Raw genomic sequence first — 20,889 nt, 5'->3', positions numbered from 1 at the left:
GTCTTCCCACCTGTTGGCAATGAGTGCCGACCCCCGCAACCATCCCACCTGACACACCCGGGAAAGGAGCAGGAATGTCTCGACGAACCTCTGAATTTTGTGATGGAATCTCGCGACGCTCAGTCATCAAAGCAGGTCTGACCGGCCTGATGGGGCTGTCTCTCCCTGAAATTTTGCGTCTCAAGGCCCAGGCTGCCTCGACGAACGGACGCGCGCAGGACGATACGGCGATCATCTTTCTGGAACTGGCGGGGGGACCGACTCAGCATGAGACATACGATCCGAAACCCAATGCACCTTCCGATTATCGTGGCCCGCTGAATCCGATCAGCACCTCTGTCCCGGGCGTGCAGTTCAGTGAGTTCATGAAAGAGCAGGCACAGGTGATGGATAAGCTGGCGGTCATTCGCTCGATTCATCACAATTCGGGCAGCCATCGGACCAGCAGTCACCTGACGCAGACCGGGTATTATCTGCGCGATCGACAGAGTAACGAAAACGAAATGCCGAGCATCGGCTGTATTACCTCCAAGGTCCGCGGCAGTAACGAACAGGGAATTCCCGCGTATGTTTCACTGCCCCGCGATATGCGATTTGGTCGCGCTGCCTGGCTGGGGAAGGGGTATAACCCGTTCATCACCGCCCGCGATGCAGACCGGAAGAACTTTGAGGTGCCCAACCTGACGCTGTTACGCGGTCTGACTTCAGAACGTCTCAAAGACCGCAAGCAGTTGCTGAAGGGCTTTGACGCCACACGCGAAATCATCGACAACAACGGCGTAGGCGATGCCATGGATCAGTTCACCCGGGAAGCCTTCGAGATGGTGGCCGGCGATGCGGCGCGGAATGCCTTTGATATCTCCCAGGAAGATGAGGCGACGCGCGACCGTTACGGCAGGAACTCCTTCGGCCAGAATATTCTGCTGGCCCGCCGCCTGGTGGAACACGGGGTGACCGTGGCTTCGGTTCGGGTGACCGGCCCGAGTTGGGACGATCATCGTGATCTGGTCAAACGAATGAAGCAGAAAGCGATTCCCTACGACCGCGCCTTCGCGGCACTCGTGGAAGATCTGCACGCCCGCGGGATCGATAAAAAAGTGATGGTGGTGGCGATGGGCGAATTCGGGCGGACCCCGAAATTCAACAAGAACGCGGGCCGCGATCACTGGGGACGTGTGATGAGCGTCGCTTTAGCGGGCGGCGGCATCAGAACCGGCCAGGTGATTGGCGCCTCCGATGCAGAAGGTGGGACGCCGGTCGACGCGCCGTATCGTCCTGAGAATGTGCTGGCGATGCTCTATCGCCACCTGGGCATCGATCCCTCGACCACGTTCCTGGATCACAGTGGCCGCCCGCGGTACATCCTGGAACGCCGGGAGTTGATCAGCGAGCTGATTTGAGTTGAAAATGATCTTGCTTCAGCAAATCTGAATTAGTTTGATCCCGTGGCAGGCGTTTTCGTTTTCGAAACTATGGTTTTGAAATGCGAAAAATGTGGCGGCAATCGGAGGGTGGTGTTCCGCATTATCCAGTCCGACGTCTGCGAGGAGTGCGACCATATCCCGTTGTCGGGACGTCTGGTGCGGCTGTTTCTGCAAGTGGTTGCCGTGTGGATGTTTGTGGGCGGATGGTCGCGTTTTCGAGTATACCGGCTGGAGGGGGGGCTGATTTGTCTGGCTGGTTTTGTTCTCTTTGTCTGGGCAACACACAATTTCCGCGCGAAAGTGAAAAGACTGCTCGCGGTGGTTCGAAAGGTTACTGACAGGACTTCCAAATGGTCACTGGGGTTTCTCTGGCTGGTGCTGCTCATCTTTCCTGCCTGGCTCTGGTGGGATGCCAGTTTTCAATCCGCGTATACCTGGGCACGAGTTGATCTGAGTATCCCAGATGACATGGGGGAGGGATATCTCAAGCTGAGCTCATTGAGTGATCTGATGATTCCAGTTACGGAAGAACCCTCATTTTACCAGAGGACGCATTCTTTTTCGGTTCTTGGATCTCGAATTGCTGCGATGATCTTTATCATGTGCGGGAGTGCGGTTGCTTTGCTGCTGGCAGGGACGCACGTCATTTTGAGGGGGGCGAGTAAAACCTATCTGGTCGGGTTCACTTTGGTTGTCTGTGGCCTCGTGTTTATCACATCTCAGCAGGACAATCTGCTCTGGTACGCGGCGCGACACCGTATTTCCAATGATTTACCCCGGTTCCAAAGAGCGTTGGAACCGTTATTACAGGAGTGGCCTGCGAGATCCGGAACACTGCCAGAGATTGGCAGGTATTTTGCGCATGAAACACGTCCAGGAAAACTCACCCCTTTGGGAAAGACGCAGTATCGAACCTACGAACAATTCGGTGCGGACGTTGAGCAACTTCCCGACGGCGGCGTCAGCTTCGCACTGTCGCCGCACTACCTGTACCTGCTGGAATATCATCCGCCAGGGAGCAGCGGTCCACAGGTCGAAATTAGCGGTGACAACTGGACGTCGTACCTCGTCCGGTCGGATCAGCTCGCGGAGAACTGGTATCTGACGCAGTATGATGCGGTAAGGGAGTGAAAGTGAGGCTTGCTACTCTTTTAGTATTCTGTTTTGGAAAGACGCTCCTCTAAACATTGCTGCTTGAATTCGCCGACGATGCACATGTACTATGGAAGCTGATTCTCTGCATGTCCTGTTGAGTTGATGATTCTCTCGAAAGGCGGATGTGATGTTGCGCTGGAATTTTCTGCTGCTGATCCTGGTTGGGACTTTGGGTCTGTGTTTTGGTGACAGAGAGGTGGCGGCCGATGAGGCTGTGCTGCCGCAGATTCCTGCGATGAGTGCCGATGCTTTTTTTGCGCTGCCGGTGGAGGAGCAGCGGGCTCTGCTGGTTGAGGCCCTGGAACAACGACTGCGGTTGTTTGAGAATATTTCCTACGAGGCCCGCAGTCGCAGATATAAGGTACACGCCGATCTGGTTGCCTTTCCTTACCAGGGGGCTATCCCGGATCCTGCTGATGAGATCATCTTACGCGCTGAAGGTCGGACCCGTTGCCTGGGAGAATCGTTCCGGGATGATTTCACATTCACGGTGCCGAAAACCCCCGAGCACGAGGAGATCCGAGACGCCAAGATGATCAAAGTCTGTGATGTGCAGCAGGGCGAGGTTCGGTCTGCGACTCTGGTTAACGGGAAGGAAGAGTCCCAGTCGCGGGGGCAGATATCGCACCTCAAAGAAGGACAGAATCCGGCTGGGATGCTGACACGCTGGGGGCGTGGAACTTCGGGGCAGCATCAGATTTTCTTCATTCAGGATGCGGTACTGGCATTAGAGACAGTTGAGGTAGATCTGGATGCGTCACCAAGCATTAAGTCGGGGCAGATTGGTGATCGGAAAACGATTTCGATTTCGTATCCAATCAAGGTCGAACGTCGGCAGAGTTGGACGGGCATCATGTGCGTGAATTTTGATCCCGCGCGTCAGTTTCTTCCGCTGGCTTATCGGCTGGAGCGCTTTGATCAACGTGTCGAAGGGCGAAAATTACGCTGGTTTGAGGCCATGCGTGTTGAGCAGGCGGAACAGCAGCAGGGGATCTGGTTTCCCGCGCGACTGTATTTACTGCAGGGGACTGAGCTGCCTACAGCCAAAGCCGGTGGATCCGCACTGGAAATTCAGGTTGAGGCTGTCTCATTTGGGACGGTGACAGACCAGGACCTGGCGTTCACTTTTCCAGCGGGTGTGGATGTGAGGAATTATACTAACGGCGTTCGTTTTACCGCTGACGGGAAAGGGGGCGTGCAGGGTGAGGTCGAGGGGATTCCGTACCTGAATGGCTACTATCTGGGGAGTCTGTTTGGTCCCGGTCTTCTCAAATATCTGTTTTCCTGTGTGGGGATCTCAACCTTTCTTTTGGGCTGGTACCTGGTTCGGCGGCAGGAACGGATTGAACGGCAGCAGTCTGTTTCAGCTGGCGTCTAAGACCAACTGTGCCTGTTGTTCGGAGAGGATGCCCTGCAGGGCGACCTGTTCGGCGTGTTTCAGGAAAGCTGCCTGGCTGTGAGAGAAAAGGGGAAGGTCCTGTTCCGTCTCTTGTGTCTCTGAGGTTTCGATCCAGAGTAAGCCGCGTTGTGTGACCTGGGTCAGCTGCTGCAGGAAGTCCTGCTGTTTCATAGAGAGGTTGAGCTGCTTCTGTTGCTGGCGGATGCTGCGGAAGATTGGGGAACGCGATTCCAGTGCCAAACGCTGTTGATCGTCATTTGAGAGTGGGGGCGTGGAAGGCAGAACCTGGGGAAGTTTTGGCTGAATGAGTAGTGCATCGTATTTTGTGTTTTGGGACGGTGTCAGGACTGCACGCGATGCACGGCGAAACTCTTCCTTGTAAAGATCGATGCCGGCCTGGATGTCGCGTTGATCTGCTTTGGGCCGCATTGAGCCGAGGAACAGAGGTTTGGTACTCTTGTTGTAATTTGTCTGCGCCTGCTGCAGCTGCCGTTTCTGAGTTGTTGTCAGTTCAAAGAGTTCCTGGATCAGGTCAACGTATAAAGCGTGCCATTTACGGACTGCAATGTAGTGCTGCAGGCTGTAGCGGGTTTGTGTGGGGGAGAGCAGGCCGGTTAACGTCATGAGCTGACCGTGGTGGATTGCCTGAGACTGACGCGTTTTGCTCCGTTCCAGGTAAACGGCGAAGTCCCGGGGGTTGCCTTCCAGGTAATCGGCGTCCCGACTGAAGGTTTCCAACTGTGCCAGGAAGATCAGGCGATCCAGGCTGGCGATGGTCTGTTCCTGGTTGTCGGTCAAGGGGAGGCGTGGTTTGCCGCTCCGGTGAGTGTGGGCCAGATCGCCGATGAAGAGATAGCCGGTATGGAAGATGAATTTTTGAGTGAGTCGCAATCCAGCGCTCAACTCCTGCGTCCGTTTGGCCCGGGCGGCGTCGGTCAGGGGTTCCTCCGCATATCCCGGAACGACTGACTGCAGTGTGCAGACAGTTACGATGACAGCTGTTGCGAGTAAACGGAGCATATGAATCTCCTTCAGACCGGTCTGAAGGCCAGGAATTCCCGCAGGGGGCGTTTGACGAGTGAGTGCATCATGGAAGCGAAGATGACCAGGAAGATCCCGCCGACAATCACTGACATCCAGGTGGGGCCAATGGTGTAGCCCAGCCAGTTGATCAGCTTTTTCATACCACTGCGGCGTCCCGAGAATTCGCGACTCGGATCGGCTTCGGTGGAGAGGAAGATCATGAACCCGCCGATGGCCGCCGTGAGGACCAGGCCGAGCAGGGGACCCTGCATGACCGACCAGGCATCGGCTTCTTCCTCGCCGGCGGTGCCCCCCAGATGATGACGGACCGCATCGAAAATCTGTCTGTGTTCGCCTGCGTTGCCCTCGGTAATTTTCTGTTTCTTGCCGGCCTGGTCGATGATGGTGAGCTGCTTCAGACCTTCCGTGTAGGTGACGCGGGACAGTTCTGCGCGCGGCAGGAAGGTCCCCTTGGATTCTGCAGCGATGATCGCGGTTGCCTCGTCTGGCTGTGCGTTGATGCGGCCGACGAGTTCTTCGAGGACTTTCGGCTTTTTGATATCGAGCAGCCAGGCAATGCCCGTGGGGTCGATCTGCATTACGTGCAGCAGGGTGCTGTCACCCGAACTGGTCGACCAGACCATGACCGTCGGGTCATTCTCAGATCCGATGACATCGGTGGCAGATTCGGAGGATACGAGTTCTTCAGGCGTGAGTTCATCATTCATGGGGATTCCAGCTCTACATTCAAGTGACGTTCAGGAAAGACAGGAAAACGAACATTGTACATGACTCGACTTATGTTCCGATGGGTATTTCGCCATTGTTGATTGCAGTTTTCAGGGAGTCAAGAAAATTATCACTGTCTCATCTGAAAATCATCATCCGGTCTGCATTCGTATTTTGGGATGCGTTGCAGTAGACTGCGGGTATGTCTGGATCGCGTCAGAAAACTGAAGGGTGGGAGTGTTTAGAAGAGGAAGGGGCGGGGCCGTTTATTACGCGCCGTCTGTTTCGTCACGCCGACGGCACGCTGTGGGAATGGCTGTCACGCAAGCACCGCAAGGCTCTGGTTGCCCGTGAAATCGGTCTGGCGGAAGCTGTCGGTCAGCTGTTGATCCGCTGTCTGTGGATGCCGGGCGAGTTAAACTGGTGGATCGGAAGTCTGTTTGCGTTCGGGTCGTTGCTGTTTGCGACGGCGAGTGTGCTGTTACTTGCACCCGAGCTGGCGAACGCGCTGGCATTGAGTTCAACTCAAGTGAATGCGATTTACTTTGCCGGTTCGCTTCCCTTTACGACTGCCGCCTATCTGCAACTCTACCAGGCCGCGAATGCCGGGCCACTGCCGGACGAGCCCGATCATTCCGGGAAACGATACCGTCTATTGGGGTGGAAGCCGTGGAAGGCGGGCTGGTTAAGTTGTGCCTTGCAGTTTGTGGGGACGATCCTGTTTAACTTCAATACCTTCGATGCGCTGTGGCCCGGGCTCACGTGGATTCAGACCGATCTTCTGGTGTGGGTTCCTAACTTTGCGGGCTCGGTGCTGTTTCTGGCCTCCGGTTACCTGGCCTATATTGAGATCTGCCATCGTTACTGGGGCTGGCGGTCGGAGAATCTTTCGTGGTGGATTGTGGTGATCAACCTGCTGGGCTGCGTAGGCTTTATGGTCTCCGCCTGTTTTGCGATCTCGCTTCCCGGTCAGTCCATAGAATGGATGGAGACTGTCGCGGTTGCCTTTACGTTGCAGGGGGCGATCTGTTTTTTTCTCGGGGCCGTGTTAATGCTGCCGGAAACGGTGCGCGAGGAAGAGCAGGCACAGCAACCGGCGGTCGAGAGTGCCTGACTCGATTAAGCTGATGCGATGAATCAAGCGTCGGCCCAATGTGTATCAGCAGTATGGGCCGACGGTTGCACGGGGTTCATTTCTTGAGGGGCGGGTAGATGACTTTCCAGTCGTCCTTCATATTCACAACGGTCCAGCCTTTTTCACTGGCATCTTTCAGAGCCTGTACGGCACCGACATTGTAGGCGTATTCACGTTTGGCATCGGTGTGATGCACGAGCAGTGCGAAGCGGGCACCGGATGTACCGGTGGCCCATTCGAGCATCTGGATGTCACCATCGGAGTTCCCGAAGGCGGCGATGGGACGCAGGCCGATATGCGAGTTGATGCCAACCGGTTTGCCGGCTTTGTCGTCAATGAAATTGATTTCCGGCAGACGAATCAGCACGGGACCATCTTCACGCATTTCAAATTTCGTTTTGACACTGCTGCCGACCACCTGCTGGGGGGGGATGCCGTAAACTCGTTCGGTCCACGGCCGCATGAATTCGATTCCGCCTCCCGAGACGATGAAGGTTTTGAAGCCGTTGGCACGCATGTAGGCCAGCAGTTCGAGCATGGGTTGATAAACCATCTGGGTGAAGAGACGTCCGGTTTTCGGATGCCGGGCGGTTTTGCTCCACTCGTTGACGATCTTTTCAAATTCGGTGGTGGTCATGCCGCTGTGTGTGGCAATAACCATTTTCAGGACGGCTGCTTCTCCCCCGGCGAAGGCGGTTTTGTAATCACCCCTGAGAACTGAAGCGAAGGGTTCCTCCGTTTTCCATTCCGGATGCTGGGGGGCGAGGGCTTTGACCCGATCGATGGCAAAGAAAACCTGGAAGTACTGCGGTTTTTCGGTCCAGAGGGTGCCATCGTTGTCGAAGGTGGCGATGCGGAGTTCCGGAGGGACGTAATCGGGAGAATCCCTGGAGGTCACCTTTTCGACGAACTGGATGATGTTCTGTTTGGCGGCAGATTCGTTCCAGGAGGGGAGCGGGTCAGCAGCGTGTAACTGATATGCACAGCAAGTCAGAAAAAGAACGACGGTCAGTAATCGACGATGTGACTGAAATCTCATGTGTTCACTCTCTCTGGCGGGTAAGGGGACCAAACTTCGATGGAAAATGCAGACCGCCTGAAGTACAGGCGGTCTGCACGGTTTTCAGTCGGCACACGCACTCAGTTGCCAGTGGGCAGCGGCAGACTGATGCCTTCGTTTTTCAAAGCGTCCCTGACAAATTTGAACCGCTGGTATTCGGTCAGCGTGAGTGGTCCGGTATAGACTTCACTTTGCAGTTTCCGCGGTGGATACTTGACGTAAGTTTTCATCAGTTTGCTGATTTCGGCGTTAAATGTCACCAGTGTCCAGGTCCGTTCAGTGTAGTTATTCATGAAGATATCGTAGCGTTCCTGAGGATCCTGCCAGAGATCGAAGATCTGGGGAACGGTTGCGACATATTTGTTGGGGCCTTTCCAGCCCAGGTTGGTATCGACGGCCAGACCTCCCGTGGTTGATCCGTCATCTCCCCGAAGGTTGAAAACGGCTTTGTAATTGTTGACGCGGGCTGCTCCAGGAGTCAGTTCATTTTCGGTGAAGTAGAACCAGGACTCCCGGGGGCATTCGCCCGTTCCGGTCAGGATGGGGGTCATGTCGAGACTGTCGAAGTAGATGGGTTTGCCTTCGCGATCATTTTCGGGCAGTTTAATTCCGGCAACAGAGGCGAAAGTGGCCATCAGATCCAGGCCGCCGAGAATGTCGTGGTTACGGACGCCGGCTTTGATTTTTCCGGGCCAGATTGCGATAGCAGGGACGCGGTTGCCCCCTTCGCGGACTGTGCCTTTCGTTCCTCGAAATGGTGTGTAGCCGGCATCGGGATAGACGTCCTGCCAGGCGCCGTTGTCAGTTGTGTAAAAGACGAGGGTATTTTTATCGAGGCCGAGTTCACGGAGTTTGTCCATGATGTTACCGATCCGCGTGTCGAGTTCGACAACCGAATCAGCGTACTTGGATTTGGAGAGTGATTTGTGTTTGAATTCCGGTGCTGGCAAGTTTGGCTGGTGGACCTTCATGAAATTGATATTGATAAAGAAAGGCTGATCCGGATTTTGGGCTGCCTGTTCCAGAAACTTCAATCCTGACTTTTCGACGTACTTGTCCATGAACGGGATGCCTACGACTCCTTTTTCAGGTGTGTCGACATACTGTCCATTGACTTTCCAGTCCTGTTTGGGAGCTTCCCCTGCTTTGCCTGACAGCGACCCTTTAGTAACGCGGTCGAACATGGCCCGCAGATCTGGTTTCATATCAGGGAACCAGTTCGGGTCACCGTAAGTGTAGGCATTGCAGTGATAGAGGAAGCAATGCTCCATCTCATCGTAACCATGTGCATTGGGAAGGGCATAATCAGATTCTCCCAAGTGCCATTTACCCGTGAAGTAGGTCTGGTAGCCGGCCTGTTTGAGGACCGAGGCGAGTGTCCATTCAGCCTTGGGGAGTCCACCCCCCTGTCCCTGGAAGGCGACGGTTGTCATCCCGCTGCGGTTGGGGATGCGGCCGGTCTGCATTGCGGCCCGACCGGGGGTGCAACTGGGTTGTGCGTAAAAGGAAAAGAAAGTCATCCCTTCCTGGGCCATGCGGTCGATGTTGGGAGTGGGCATGCCACGACCGACCCCACCTCCATAGGGACCCAGGTCACCGTAACCGGTGTCGTCGGAGACGATGAACAGAATATTGGGTTTTTTCTGCTGGGCCTGTGCCGGGAGGGCGATCACCAGGATGGTGATGACTGCCAGGAAGGGCAGAAGGAATGAGCGAAATGGAAGAGCAAGATGTTTCATGGTGGAGACCTTAGCAGTTGAGAGTAGATAACAGCCCGGGGGCTGTCGACAGTGTCAGGGAGCAGACGTTATTTCCCTGTCTAAGTTGAGTGGTAGAACGAAGCCGATAGCAGTTAAGCAGAATGTACTCAGGATGCCAGACAGGGCGAAGAGTGTAGTTGGATTTTCGGAACCAGGCTTCAGCATATAGGGGAACTGGCAATGATTCCCGCTGCATAGAAGGATTCCTCAATGATGAGATCGATTTAGGTTAGTGCCTGACTTGGGTACACTAACCTCATTATAATCGGGTGGCAAGAATGTAAAGTAAAAACTCTGTGAAAAATGGGGGGGCAGGTACGACTGGAACATACTTGAGTTTATTGATTCGAATTGGCTGGTTTGGATCTGACAAGTGTTATCAGATGAGCCAACAGGTGAGATCCAGCGGTCCGCGCAATTATCAGTCAAGCCAGGTAATCATTTGCCGAAAGGGAGCGAAAATTTCATGCCTTCCTCTTTGAGGGCATCCCTGATAAATTTAAATTTGTGGAAATCCGTCAGGGTGATCGGTCCGTGATAGATTTTGCTCTGCATTTTGCGTGGCGGATAGTCGACGTAACTCTGCAGCAGGTTCCGGATGACGGCATTGAAGGTCACCAGGGTCCAGGTACGTTCCGTGTAGTTATTCATGAAAATGTCATAGCGTTCCTGCGGGTCCTGCAGCAGGTCAAAGACCTGTGGAACGGTGGCGACATACTTCTCCGGTCCTTTCCAGCCGAGGTTGGTATCGACGGCCTGGCCGCCTGTCGCCTGGCCGCCATCCCCCCGGAGATTGAAGACGGCTTTATAATTGCCGACACGAGCGGCACCGGGGGCGAGTTCATTTTCCGTGAAGTAAAACCAGGAATTCCGTTTCGACTTGCCTGTGCCAAACAGGGCGGGTGACATGTCGTAGCTGTCGAAGCAAATCGGTTCGCCTGCGCGATCTTTTTCCGGAAGTTCCAGACCGGCGAGGGAAGCGAAAGTAGCCATGAGATCCAGGCCGCCGAGGATATCGTGATTGCGGACGCCGTCTTTGATCTTACCCGGCCAGACCGCGATGGCGGGGACCCGGCTGCCCCCTTCGCGGACGGTGCCTTTGGTACCGCGAAACGGTGTGTAGCCGGCGTCAGGATAGACGTCCTGCCAGGCGCCGTTGTCGGTAGTGAAGAAGACCAGCGTGTCCTGCTCCAGTTCGAGTTCTTTGAGTTTGTTCATGAGGTTGCCGATGCGTGTGTCGAGTTCGACGATGGAATCGGCGTATCTGGTTTTGGAGATGGATTTGTGTTTGAATTCGGGAGCCGGCAGGTTGGGCTGGTGGTTTTTCATGAAGTTGACGTTGATGAAAAAGGGCTGATCGGGATGTTGGGCGGCGTCTTCCAGAAACTTCAGACCCGACTGTTCGACGTACTGATCGAGATAGGGGACGCCGACGAATCCCTTTTCCGGCGTGTCGATGTATTCACCGACGACTTTCCAGTCCTGCCTGGGCGCCTCTCCCGCTTTGCCTGAGAGGGACCCTTTCGTAACGAGATTGAACATCAGCCGCAGCTTGAAATCCATGTCGGGGAACCGCTCTGGATCACCATAGGTGTAGGCGTTGAGGTGGTAGAGGAAGCAGTGCTCCATCACGTCATAGCCGTGTGCATTGGGCAGAGCGTGGTCGGCTTCTCCCAGGTGCCATTTTCCGGTGAAGTACGTGCGGTAGTTGGCCTGTTTGAGGATCGAGGCGAGCGTCCATTCCTCTTTGGGGAGTCCGCCCCCCTGTCCGGGGAAGGAGACGGTGGTCATCCCGCTGCGGTTGGGGATGCGTCCGGTCTGCATGGCGGCGCGACCGGGGGTACAGCTGGGCTGCGCGTAGAAGGAGAAGAAGGTCATGCCTGCGCGGGCCATTTTGTCGATATTAGGGGTGGGCATGCCGCGGCCGACACCACCGCCGTAGGGGCCCAGGTCACCGTAGCCGGTGTCGTCGGAGACGATGAGCAGGATGTTCGGTTTTTTCTGTCGCGCGTGTGCGGGGACGGCGATCGCCAGACTGATGGTGACTGCCAGCGCCGACAGAATCAGGGAGCGTAACTGGCACATTTGAAGTCTCATTGCAGTATCCTTGTTCATTGAGAAAAGTGACAGCCGACGACTGTCTGATAGATCAGGGAGAAACAGAGAGCGGTGGTGGTCTGAAGGAGCCACTTGTCAGTTGTGAAGGCAGACAATCGCTGAACCAGCGTGAAATAGAGATCGAAGTTGCACATTGAGTTACTCTCGCTGCGTATCGAACTAATGTGCCGTTTCACGGACCGTGTTGTTTAACAGGTAGAGGGAAGATCTCAGTGCCTGACCGCTGCTCTTTCCATTATAGAGCAGCGAGGTGAATGTAAAGTAAAAACTCCGTAAAGATGCCTGTTTCACTGCGTTACTCCCCTGTTCGTCAGAGGATGAAGGCTGGACAATTCGTGTTATTTTAATTCGCACGCTCAACACCCATGTTGTTTCATTCGGGGCTGATGCCCTGTAGCAAAATTGTTTTTTCTGCTGTCAGTGATTTATAAACAAGGGCGAGGGTGTTGTATCGGCGTGTATTGATGCTTGCCTGGTAAAAGTTCTAAAGATCACTCGTGAAACCATACAATACTCACTGGCTGTGATGATGTTTATGGTGTCGGATCAGGTGAATCTTGCGTCCCGTGATACTACGGTAATAGAATTCGATGAGTAGCGAAGCGACGATCATTCCAACCAGGATCCAGAGGTGGTTGCGGGTGGCCGGGTTTTCGTCAACCTTGATGCACAAAACAATCAGTGCCACCGCTGTGCTGAGTGCCGCTAAACCAGAGAGCCAGACGTGGCTGTTTGTCTGTTTTGCCAGTCGGACATTGGCGAGGTTGACGGCGAGAAAGATCAAGAGGAACCCGGCACTGCCCATCGTGGCGATCGCTTCCAGGGGGACAAAGTTCGCTACGAGTAATGCGAGGAAAGCTGAGATCAGAGTACCTTCCAGGTGCTGGCCGCGAATCGAACGTTCGAGCTCTGTTGGCAGTTCGCCTGTCTTGGCAATGATATACGTTAGGCGGCCTGTGCCGTAGAAGGTCGCGTTGATGGCAGAGCTGGTGGCCAGAAGTGCTGCAATCAAAATTGCGATGAAGCCGGGGGTGCCTGCAATGCGGGTTGCCGCCACCGATAGCGCGCGATCGCTCACTTTTCCGACTTCGGCGAAACTCATGTGTCCAACCACGACTCCCACGATCAATACATAGATCACCATCACCACAAAGATTCCACCGAGGTAGGCTACAGGTAGGGTTTTCTTCGGGTTGGCCACGTCATTGGAAGCATTGGCGATTAATTCGAAGCCTTCATAGTTCAGGAAAATGAGCATGGCTCCGGCAATGAGGCCGACGGGGGAGACATAGTTTTCCGGACCGAGCCGCGTCCAGTCCATGGGTGTCAGCAGACCGGCCACGACGAATATCGCCAGCAGGACCATTTTGACGCCGTTAAAGAAGTTCTCCGAACGGATCACCAGTTCGGTGCTGACGATATTGAGAAGGCATAAGCCGATGATGACACCACTGACCAGTGTATGTTGCCAGAAGTTATTCTGATCGGCGGGGAACACGCTGGCACCATAGCTGCCAAAGGCATAGGCGTAGATAGCAACCAGCACGATGTAACACATCAACAGCAGTATGTTGGCGGCACCGGTCAGGATACCACTGCCGAAGGCGCGGTTGAGATACTCAACGGTTCCGCCCTCGCCGGGAAACCGCAATGTTAATTTGAGATACGAATAGCTGGTGAGCAGGGCGACGATGCCCGAGATCAGGAAGGCGACGGGAGCGGCACCCCGTGTGATCTCGATGGTGAGTCCGGTAACGGCAAAAATTCCTCCGCCCACCATGCCTCCAATGCCGATGGAAAGGGTCGAGAACATTCCCAGCTTTGAATTTTCAGTTTCGGCCATTTGCTTCCCTGTGTAGTTGCCCGATCGGGTGTCAGGCAATTTTCCGTTTGATACTTCCGATGCGGTTCGTCGTTTCCTGCGCGAGAATCACGTTGTGTTGGGAGACACGATGACAGGAATGGGGGCAAAAGTAAACCGGTGACCGCATTCCCGTGCTTCCGGTTCACTCAGTGTGAGCACCGGTGCGGAAGGTGCAGCTCGTTTGAGTGGTGCCTTTGAGTAGTATGCGCGGTTCAACTGTATTTTTTCTTGAGCTTGTTGTAGTAGGTGTCGAGCTCTTCATCCGACATGTTTTCAATCTCCTCGATGGATTTATTGAAGTCCTGGTTCAATTGATATTTGCTGGGGATTTCGAGGCCCATGATTTTATCGATCCGTTCGCGGGCGCGGATGCGTTCGTGATTGGAGGCGTCGGGATGTTCGATGATGGAGCGGTAGAAGAAATAGGAGTCGGCGCGGTGCTGGTCCAGATCCTGTTCGAGGAATTCCCGCATTTCGCGGCGGGCGCGATTCACGTAGCGCGTGACGGAATGGCGGCTGAGACCGTATTCGGCGGAGATGGCGGTTTTGATTTCGGAGGTGAACCGGCCCAGTCCGATCATTTTCTTGATGAGTCGGACGATGACGGTCTGTTCGTCCTGCGTGAGATATCTGCGGGGTGAGGGTGTGGTGGTGGATTGTGGGGATTCCTGGTGCATGATTTTGTTCCTTTCTGTGTGGTGAGGCTTATGAGTTCATTCCGTTTGTTGAATGCTGAATGTTGAATTGAGAGGAATAATCAGGATGTGTGCCATTAGCTGGCGAAGCGCAGGTCACACTTGCGGGCGACCACACAGGGGCGCCCCTACGCCTGAATTCCCATTTATCAGGTTGTCCCGTGCCTGGCGTAACAGCAGCTGGAATCGTTTCTCGCCAGGCGGGCGGACACATGGGGCCGCCCCTACTTTGACTGAAATGGGAGTTAATTGTTCTGTCTGTCAGTGTTGCTCATCTTGTGGAAGGGCGCGCAGGGGTCAAGGGGGATTGTGCTCTGATTTCAGGGGAGGGGGTGATGAGATGTGGACGAGATCGTTTTCAATTGCTCTGAAAGTGCTGCGAGTTGATTTGAAATTGCGGGGCACAGATCGCAGTGGTTCATTTTGTTCCGGTGAAGATCGGGAAAAATCGACGACGATTCAGGTGAATGTGAGTGACTTGTGCGCGGTGTTCCGGTGCACGCATCATCCGCCTCGCGCGCGAAGCACAATTGCACAAGAATATGGTTCGGGAAGTGCGGATCAAGGTCAGTCTGAGCAGTGAATTCAGGCGTGCAAACGGGGAAGTTCAAACCTGTTCATACTGTGGTTCTGTCAGCTGTTTGAAATGAAGGATGTGTTTTCAGGGGAAGAGTTTATGCAAATTTTATTCGCGAAAAATGTGTGAAGCAGTTATGATGGCCGTGTTAATAAATTATGAATCAGAATACGAATTCGAAATAGTGAAGGCGGGCCAGTCATGCGAATTCTTGTAGGGTGGGATAATCCCCAGGAGTGTGAGCTGATCTCCATGTATCTGGGGGTGAGTGAGAATGAAGTCAGAATCTGTGCGACGCCGGAGGAGTTCCTCCAGCAGGCAGCGACACAGGATGAATGGGACATCATTCTGATGTCGATTACGAGCCCTGATCCTCAGACGGCGTATGACAACTTTGAGCAGGTGCGACAACAGCATCTGGATACGCCGATCGTGGGGGCGTGCCCCGGCCAGGATACGTTTCATCTCGCCCGCTTTCTGACGGCGGGGATGCGGGCTTACATCATCCGCGATGACGGCGGTGATTTCATGTTCCTGATGGAAGTGACGCTGGAAAGCGTGGTGAATTCGGTCAAAGCGGAACGCGAGCGGTTTGTGGCAGAGCGACTGCGTGAAGAGGTGGAGTCGGTGCGGAAGCTGCAGGAATCGATCATTCCGACGAACATTCTATCCCCGGATCGATTTGATGTGACTGCGCGGTATGAATCTTCACAGATCCGCGTGTTTGGCGGACAGCCTGTGACGCTGGCTGGTGGCGACTATTACGATGTTTTCATGCTGGACGATGAGAATCTGGTGCTGCTGGTGGGGGACGCCTCGGGGCATGGGATGAAAGCCTGCATGTCGATCATGACGATGCATACGCTGGTGGGGATGATCCGTTCGAATCGTTACCTGGATACCGCGGCGTTCGTGAAGGATGTGAATAACCGGTTGTGCGAACAGGCGGTCGTGAATGATGACGGTGGTTTTATCACGCTGCTGTACGGGATTCTGAATTCCCGGACGAATGAATTTCAATGGACGTCTGCAGGGGCGCCAATTCCAATTGTGCACGAGCTGGAAACGAACCAGATTTATGAGCTCGGCACACTGGATGATGGCGGGTTGCCTCTGGGGATTGTTCCGGATGTGGACTACGACGTGCATACGTCAAAAATTCCGCCCGACAGTCGGCTGCTGATTTTTACCGATGGTCTGGCGGAAGCATTTCCCGGCGAGAAGGAGCAGTTCGGCGAATTCGGCATTCCGGGAATCATGCAGTCTCTGCAGGAATCTCGCTCGACCTGCCTGGAGTCGGCACTGGAGAATCTGTTTCGGGATTCGAATGCATTTACGGACGGTTCAGGAAGACATGACGACACATCTGTTGTGTTATTGGGACGAAAAAACTAGAGTTCTGATATTCGTCTCGCGCGACTGAAACGATCACCGTAAATTGACAGGTACAGGGAACGTATATCAATGGCAGCTGATGCAGAGCTGAATCTTTCGTTTATCGAGAAAAAGCTGGGGACCGTCGGGCGTATTGCTTACTATGCAGGTCTCGTGGGGCTGTATAGCCTGATCCCGCTGATCAAGAATGATTTAGGTGCAATCGCCGGGGGTTTTTTAGAAGGTCTTGGCGTACATCCTGAGCGAATTGTTGAGATTGAAGAGTTTGGTGACTTCTCTTCCAGCCTACACGGGATCATCGGCCTGGTGCTGGGTTTGCTGCTGGTCTTTCGGACGAACAGCTCCTATGCCCGCTGGTGGGAAGCGCGTAAACTGTGGGGCAAGCTGGTTAACATCAGCCGCAATATGGCGATCAAATTTCGCGAGCTGACGAACTTCACCAAGCAGGAACTAAGAGAACTTGCAGATCTGCTTGTCGCCTTTCCGGAAGCATTACGGGATCACCTGCGTGAGGATGACGACTTCTCGATGTTTCCGGAACTGGAACAGATCGATCCGCCTCCGCGTCACATTCCGGCTTACATCGCGGACCTGATTTACCGCAGAGTGATTGGCTGGAAGCGTACGGGTATGATTGATGGTGACGAGCTGCGAATCATCGATTCGGAGACCCGTGAGCTGATGGAGATCTGTGGGGCGTGCGAGCGGATTCGTCGTACGCGACTGTCTCCTTCGTACCGGACATTCGTCAGGCACTGTATTACGCTTTACCTGTTAACGCTCCCCTGGGGCCTGGTGGAAGAGTTTAAATTCTGGACAGTGCCGATGACAGTGATCATGGCTTACTTCATGATCGGGATTGAAGTGATCGCACACTCTGTGGAAGAGCCGTTCGGCCTGGATGAAGACGACCTGGATCTGGATGGTCTGTGCATTACGATCCGGTCGACGGTGAATGAAATCCTGGATCGGTTCGGTTCGCAGGAGCAGACTCAAGAGTAGTTCAGAACTACCGATTGTTCACAAATGAACTTTGAAAAATACAGGCTGGTGCGGTTTGACCGTGTCAGCCTGTTTTAGTTGCTTTTCCTGACTTGATGCATGAAATCAGAATAGGCGTGCCAGTCGGGGTCGTGCTGGGAGTGAATCTGGATCGGCAGCGTGGGGAGTTCTTCCACCGCTTTGTTGAAGATGGCGAGTGCTTCTTCCTCGTTCCGAACGTACCACTGCCAGTGACAGACCTGGTTTCCCGTGATGAGCATTGTGAGGTGTCCCAGACCGTTTTCCCCCCAGAGGTTGACGAGCAGTTCTTCGAAGTGGCTCATCTGCTCCCGATCGAGGGGACCGGGGAGCTTGCTTTCGTTCTCTGACTGGTAAGGCCAGACGATCTCCACGCGGTCCGGATAATCACTGGTCTTGATGCCCAGCGGGACGTGGGGGAGCAGACGAAACAATACGGTCACGCCTTCTTCGACTGCGGTCGCAGTGAGCCATTCCTGTTCGGGTGGCTGCTCGTTCAACTGGCTGCCTCCTCTTTTTTGGGCTGAGTCAGCAGGGAGACGAGGATCAGTGTCAGGAAGCCGAGCGGAATCGTCACCAGTCCAGGCTGGCTGAAGGGGACGATCGCGTCTTCGGGTTTGAGTCCATAGATGCCTTTATAGGAATCGGCGCTGAGCAGAATCCAGGCGAGCGAAGAAATCATGCCGACAAAGATCGCGACGGTGATACCCTGCTTGGTGGTTTTGGGCCAGAAGAGCAGCATTACCAGGGCGGGCAGGTTCGCGGAAGCAGCCACGCTGAAGGCCCAGCCGACCAGGTAATTCACGTTGAATTCCTTGAAGAGAATCCCGAGGATGATCGCGATCAGACCAACAACGACCGACGCGATTTTAGCGATCCGCACTTTGGCGAAGTCGTTCATTTCGATTTTCATGAAGCTCGACATCAGGTCGTGCACGACCGCACCGCTGGAAGCGATAATCAGACCACTGACGGTTCCCAGCACGGTGGTGAAAGCGATCGCGGAGATGATCGCGAAGAGCCAGTCGCTGATGCTCTTGGCGAGCAGAGGAGCGGCCATGTTGGAGTTGGTGACATCCATGGCACCGCTGGTCATGGCTCCAAGCCCCATGAAGAGTGTGAGGATATAGAAATAGCCGATGCTCCCGATACCGACGATGGTACTCTTACGGGCGCTGGCCTGGTCTTTCACGGTGTAGTAACGAATGAGAATGTGAGGCAGGGAGGCGGTTCCACAGAACAGGGCCAGCATCAGGGAGAGGAAGTTGAGCTTACCTTTCAGATCGGAACCCCGGATCCCGGCGAATTTGGGATGGTTGCCCGGACTGAGAACTTTCTCGCCTGAGGTTGGCTTGGGGAAGTAGATCGTCAGGTCTGCGCCGTCTTTCAGTTTGACGGTATCGGAGCCCCAGAGGATCACTTCACTTTTGCTGAGCGTGCTGAAGAACTCGGTGAGCCCCAGTGGACCGGTTTCTTTCTTGTCATCCGGCAGCTTGCTGATACGGCCGACCGGGTAGAAGTCGGTTTCCCCTTCGCCGGTTCCCTGTGGGAGGCCGTTGATGATGATCTTACCGTCCGCTGTTTTTTCCTTGTACTGTGTTTCCGAGAGAAAGTACTGCTGCTCCGCGTTTTGAGTCAGTTTCCAGTAGGATGTTTTGTCAGCGCGGGTCAGCTGCAGGTAGCCTTTGTCTTTCCAGGGGCCTTCGTTGAGCGGGGTCAGGGAGTCCTGTTCGGTCAGGCCGAGTTCATTGTTCCAGAGTTCAATGTCATCGCTGGCCGCCGGTCCGAGGATCTGGAACTGATGCGTCGATTTCCCGTTATTCACCGGATCGGTAGAGAAACCGCGCTGCAGAATCAGGACGGTGAGCAGGGTACTGAAGATAACGAGCAGCGACCCTTTGAGGAACTGCACGTAGGTGGTGCTGACCATGCCGGCGGTGACGACGATGATGATCACGATCGTCCCGACAAGGAGCACGCCGACGTAGTGTGGAAAGCCGAGCAGGGGAGTGATCAGTGCACCGGCGCCAACCATCTGAGGAATCAGATAGAAGATACTGACAGCCAGGGTACTGATGGCAGCGGCTAATTTAATACCCCGTGACTGGAAACGGCTGTCGAGGGCATCGGCAAAGGTGAAACGCCCCATGCGTTTGAGGGGTTCCGCGATCACGAACAAGGCGACGATCCATCCGGCCAGGTAACCGATGGAATACAGGAAGCCATCGTAACCGTAGAAGGCGATCATCCCGCAGATTCCCAAGAAGGAAGCGGCGGAGAGGTAGTCACCAGCGAAGGCGACGCCGTTAATGAACCAGTGAATGCCACCTGAGGCGGCGAAGTATCCCTTGGCCGACTTCGCTTTCGCACCGAGCCAGAAACTGAGTCCGAGGGTAATGGCAACGATCACACCAAAGATGAGGACCGCCATCAGAGAGGGTTCGTAAAGCATTATGCATCCCCCTGATTGCTGGAACCGGAGGAGGCGACATCATTGCGGCACATCCAGCCATAGATGATGGCGAGCACGAAGGCAGCGATGATCAGCGTGAAGCCGTAGACGATGGCCAGGTTGAGTCCGGCGAAGACCACAACTTCCATTTTGGCTGGTGAGAACGTATTCAGGAAAACGAAACCGCCATACAGCAACAGATAAACGGTAAACAGGATTAAACCCAGTCGCGTGTTACGAGAGATCGTCTCGTGGTTTTCCTGTTCTCCCGGCTCATTCGGGCCGTGATCAAAACCTGCCATAAGAAGTAAACCCTTTGAGTTGAACGCTATAATCGGGGTTGATCAGTCAGAAGTGTCAGATCAGATGTTATAATAAGGAAAGCCTATTCAACCCGGAATCGGGCGTGGAATCAACTGTCATCGGAGACGAGCGGCAAAGAAATGAGAATCTACTGTTAATTTTCGGGGGGATTCGCGACAACGTCTGTCCGTCTGTTTCAGGGATTGACGCCTGGGGGAAGGGGCAGAAAATGTTTTCGATTCGCTGCCAGTTTTTTGGGTCCGATGCCTTTGACCTGCAGCAGATCATCGATTGAGCGAAAAGGGCCGTGTATCTCGCGATAGTCAACGATGCGCCTGGCTAAAACAGGACCGATCTGCTTGAGCTGGGCAAACTCTACCCAGGTTGCCTGATTGATATCGAGCTGATAATCGTAAGGCAGCGGTGTCTGTTTCTCAATTTCGAGTGGCTCGGTTCCCCAGCGGGACAGTCGCGCCAGATGCAGGAGTGACAGGCAGAGAATCACAATCAGCAGTACACCTAAAAAATACTGATCGCTCCGGTGCAGACCCAGAAAGGTCTGCGGCGTTGATTCATCCGGTGTCTGGTTTTCCATCCGCAGGCTGCCTGAATCTAGGATGCTGTTGGGACTGGTGATCAGTTCATGGGGAATCAACGGGAAAAAAGTCGGTAAACACATCCGTTGTAAGTCTTTGTGGGTGAATATTATGTGTCAGTACAATCTCTGCACAGAACTGCCGACTTCTATTTGACCTGATCTCCCGTTATCCATAGAATGAA

The 20,889-nt window shown here is 54.3% G+C and carries 19 protein-coding genes; 6 read left to right on the top strand and 13 right to left on the bottom strand.

Annotated elements, in window-relative coordinates:
- Positions 1 to 74 precede the first annotated feature (74 nt).
- The 3 genes from HG66A1_RS17390 (at position 75) to HG66A1_RS17380 (ending at position 3,957) form a co-directional block, all read left to right on the top strand.
- A complete protein-coding gene (locus tag HG66A1_RS17390) occupies positions 75 to 1,400 on the top strand; it encodes a DUF1501 domain-containing protein (RefSeq protein ID WP_145186655.1) in 1,326 nt (441 codons plus the stop codon).
- A gap of 114 nt (positions 1,401 to 1,514) precedes the next feature.
- Positions 1,515 to 2,555, top strand: a complete 1,041-nt coding sequence (locus tag HG66A1_RS17385; RefSeq protein WP_232106601.1) for a hypothetical protein — start codon at positions 1,515 to 1,517, stop codon at positions 2,553 to 2,555.
- 151 nt (positions 2,556 to 2,706) lie between these two features.
- A complete protein-coding gene (locus HG66A1_RS17380; protein ID WP_145186648.1) occupies positions 2,707 to 3,957 on the top strand; it encodes a hypothetical protein in 1,251 nt (416 codons plus the stop codon).
- On the opposite strand, the gene HG66A1_RS17375 is transcribed toward HG66A1_RS17380, so the two are convergent.
- Both HG66A1_RS17375 and HG66A1_RS17370 read right to left on the bottom strand, forming a co-directional pair.
- The gene (locus HG66A1_RS17375) at positions 3,943 to 4,998 is read right to left on the bottom strand and encodes a hypothetical protein (RefSeq protein WP_145186645.1); all 1,056 of its coding nucleotides are present in this window, start codon (positions 4,996 to 4,998) and stop codon (positions 3,943 to 3,945) included. The two genes, HG66A1_RS17380 and HG66A1_RS17375, sit on opposite strands and share 15 nt — an antisense overlap.
- A gap of 11 nt (positions 4,999 to 5,009) precedes the next feature.
- Positions 5,010 to 5,729 (bottom strand): hypothetical protein, encoded by a 720-nt coding sequence (locus tag HG66A1_RS17370; RefSeq protein ID WP_145186642.1) that lies wholly within the window; start codon positions 5,727 to 5,729, stop codon positions 5,010 to 5,012.
- A gap of 203 nt (positions 5,730 to 5,932) precedes the next feature.
- On the opposite strand from HG66A1_RS17370, the gene HG66A1_RS17365 reads away from it, so the two are divergent.
- Positions 5,933 to 6,844 carry a hypothetical protein gene (locus HG66A1_RS17365; protein ID WP_145186639.1) on the top strand — a complete coding sequence of 304 codons (912 nt, stop codon included), beginning with the start codon at positions 5,933 to 5,935 and terminating at the stop codon, positions 6,842 to 6,844.
- A 76-nt stretch (positions 6,845 to 6,920) separates the two neighbouring features.
- On the opposite strand, the gene HG66A1_RS17360 is transcribed toward HG66A1_RS17365, so the two are convergent.
- The 7 genes from HG66A1_RS17360 to HG66A1_RS17340 all read right to left on the bottom strand — a co-directional run bounded on the left by HG66A1_RS17360 (position 6,921) and on the right by HG66A1_RS17340 (position 14,344).
- Positions 6,921 to 7,904: an HAD family hydrolase gene (locus HG66A1_RS17360; protein WP_145186636.1), complete on the bottom strand. Its 984-nt coding sequence runs from the start codon at positions 7,902 to 7,904 to the stop codon at positions 6,921 to 6,923.
- A gap of 101 nt (positions 7,905 to 8,005) precedes the next feature.
- Positions 8,006 to 9,664: an arylsulfatase gene (locus HG66A1_RS17355; RefSeq protein WP_145186633.1), complete on the bottom strand. Its 1,659-nt coding sequence runs from the start codon at positions 9,662 to 9,664 to the stop codon at positions 8,006 to 8,008.
- Between the two features lie 459 nt (positions 9,665 to 10,123).
- Positions 10,124 to 11,782, bottom strand: a complete 1,659-nt coding sequence (locus HG66A1_RS17350) for an arylsulfatase (RefSeq protein WP_232106600.1) — start codon at positions 11,780 to 11,782, stop codon at positions 10,124 to 10,126.
- A gap of 14 nt (positions 11,783 to 11,796) precedes the next feature.
- Positions 11,797 to 11,937 (bottom strand): hypothetical protein, encoded by a 141-nt coding sequence (locus HG66A1_RS32050; RefSeq protein WP_197993525.1) that lies wholly within the window; start codon positions 11,935 to 11,937, stop codon positions 11,797 to 11,799.
- A 380-nt stretch (positions 11,938 to 12,317) separates the two neighbouring features.
- A complete protein-coding gene (locus HG66A1_RS17345; RefSeq protein ID WP_145186630.1) occupies positions 12,318 to 13,646 on the bottom strand; it encodes an APC family permease in 1,329 nt (442 codons plus the stop codon).
- An 87-nt stretch (positions 13,647 to 13,733) separates the two neighbouring features.
- Positions 13,734 to 13,883 carry a hypothetical protein gene (locus HG66A1_RS32045; RefSeq protein ID WP_197996639.1) on the bottom strand — a complete coding sequence of 50 codons (150 nt, stop codon included), beginning with the start codon at positions 13,881 to 13,883 and terminating at the stop codon, positions 13,734 to 13,736.
- Positions 13,880 to 14,344, bottom strand: coding sequence for a hypothetical protein (locus HG66A1_RS17340; RefSeq protein WP_145186627.1), 465 nt, complete (start codon positions 14,342 to 14,344; stop codon positions 13,880 to 13,882). The genes HG66A1_RS32045 and HG66A1_RS17340 overlap by 4 nt, the downstream gene beginning before the upstream one ends.
- A 796-nt stretch (positions 14,345 to 15,140) precedes the next feature.
- On the opposite strand from HG66A1_RS17340, the gene HG66A1_RS17335 reads away from it, so the two are divergent.
- Both HG66A1_RS17335 and HG66A1_RS17330 read left to right on the top strand, forming a co-directional pair.
- Positions 15,141 to 16,334, top strand: coding sequence for a PP2C family protein-serine/threonine phosphatase (locus HG66A1_RS17335; protein WP_145186624.1), 1,194 nt, complete (start codon positions 15,141 to 15,143; stop codon positions 16,332 to 16,334).
- 69 nt (positions 16,335 to 16,403) lie between these two features.
- Entirely contained in the window at positions 16,404 to 17,336 is a 933-nt protein-coding gene (locus tag HG66A1_RS17330) for a bestrophin family ion channel (RefSeq protein ID WP_145186620.1), read from the top strand.
- Between the two features lie 74 nt (positions 17,337 to 17,410).
- Here HG66A1_RS17330 and HG66A1_RS17325 read toward each other — a convergent pair whose 3' ends face one another.
- The 4 genes from HG66A1_RS17325 to HG66A1_RS17310 all read right to left on the bottom strand — a co-directional run bounded on the left by HG66A1_RS17325 (position 17,411) and on the right by HG66A1_RS17310 (position 20,788).
- Positions 17,411 to 17,854, bottom strand: coding sequence for a DUF695 domain-containing protein (locus tag HG66A1_RS17325; RefSeq protein ID WP_145186617.1), 444 nt, complete (start codon positions 17,852 to 17,854; stop codon positions 17,411 to 17,413).
- Positions 17,851 to 19,806 (bottom strand): cation acetate symporter, encoded by a 1,956-nt coding sequence (locus HG66A1_RS17320; protein WP_145186614.1) that lies wholly within the window; start codon positions 19,804 to 19,806, stop codon positions 17,851 to 17,853. The genes HG66A1_RS17325 and HG66A1_RS17320 overlap by 4 nt, the downstream gene beginning before the upstream one ends.
- Positions 19,806 to 20,108 carry a DUF485 domain-containing protein gene (locus HG66A1_RS17315; protein WP_145186611.1) on the bottom strand — a complete coding sequence of 101 codons (303 nt, stop codon included), beginning with the start codon at positions 20,106 to 20,108 and terminating at the stop codon, positions 19,806 to 19,808. Before HG66A1_RS17315 ends, HG66A1_RS17320 begins: the two co-directional genes overlap by 1 nt.
- A gap of 197 nt (positions 20,109 to 20,305) precedes the next feature.
- Positions 20,306 to 20,788 carry a ComEA family DNA-binding protein gene (locus tag HG66A1_RS17310; protein WP_145186608.1) on the bottom strand — a complete coding sequence of 161 codons (483 nt, stop codon included), beginning with the start codon at positions 20,786 to 20,788 and terminating at the stop codon, positions 20,306 to 20,308.
- Positions 20,789 to 20,889: the final 101 nt, after the last annotated feature.

Source organism: Gimesia chilikensis (assembly GCF_007744075.1).
GTDB classification, from domain to species: Bacteria; Planctomycetota; Planctomycetia; order Planctomycetales; family Planctomycetaceae; genus Gimesia; species Gimesia chilikensis_A.
Note: the sequence above shows the minus strand (reverse complement) of the source record. Positions and strands in the feature narration are given on the sequence as shown.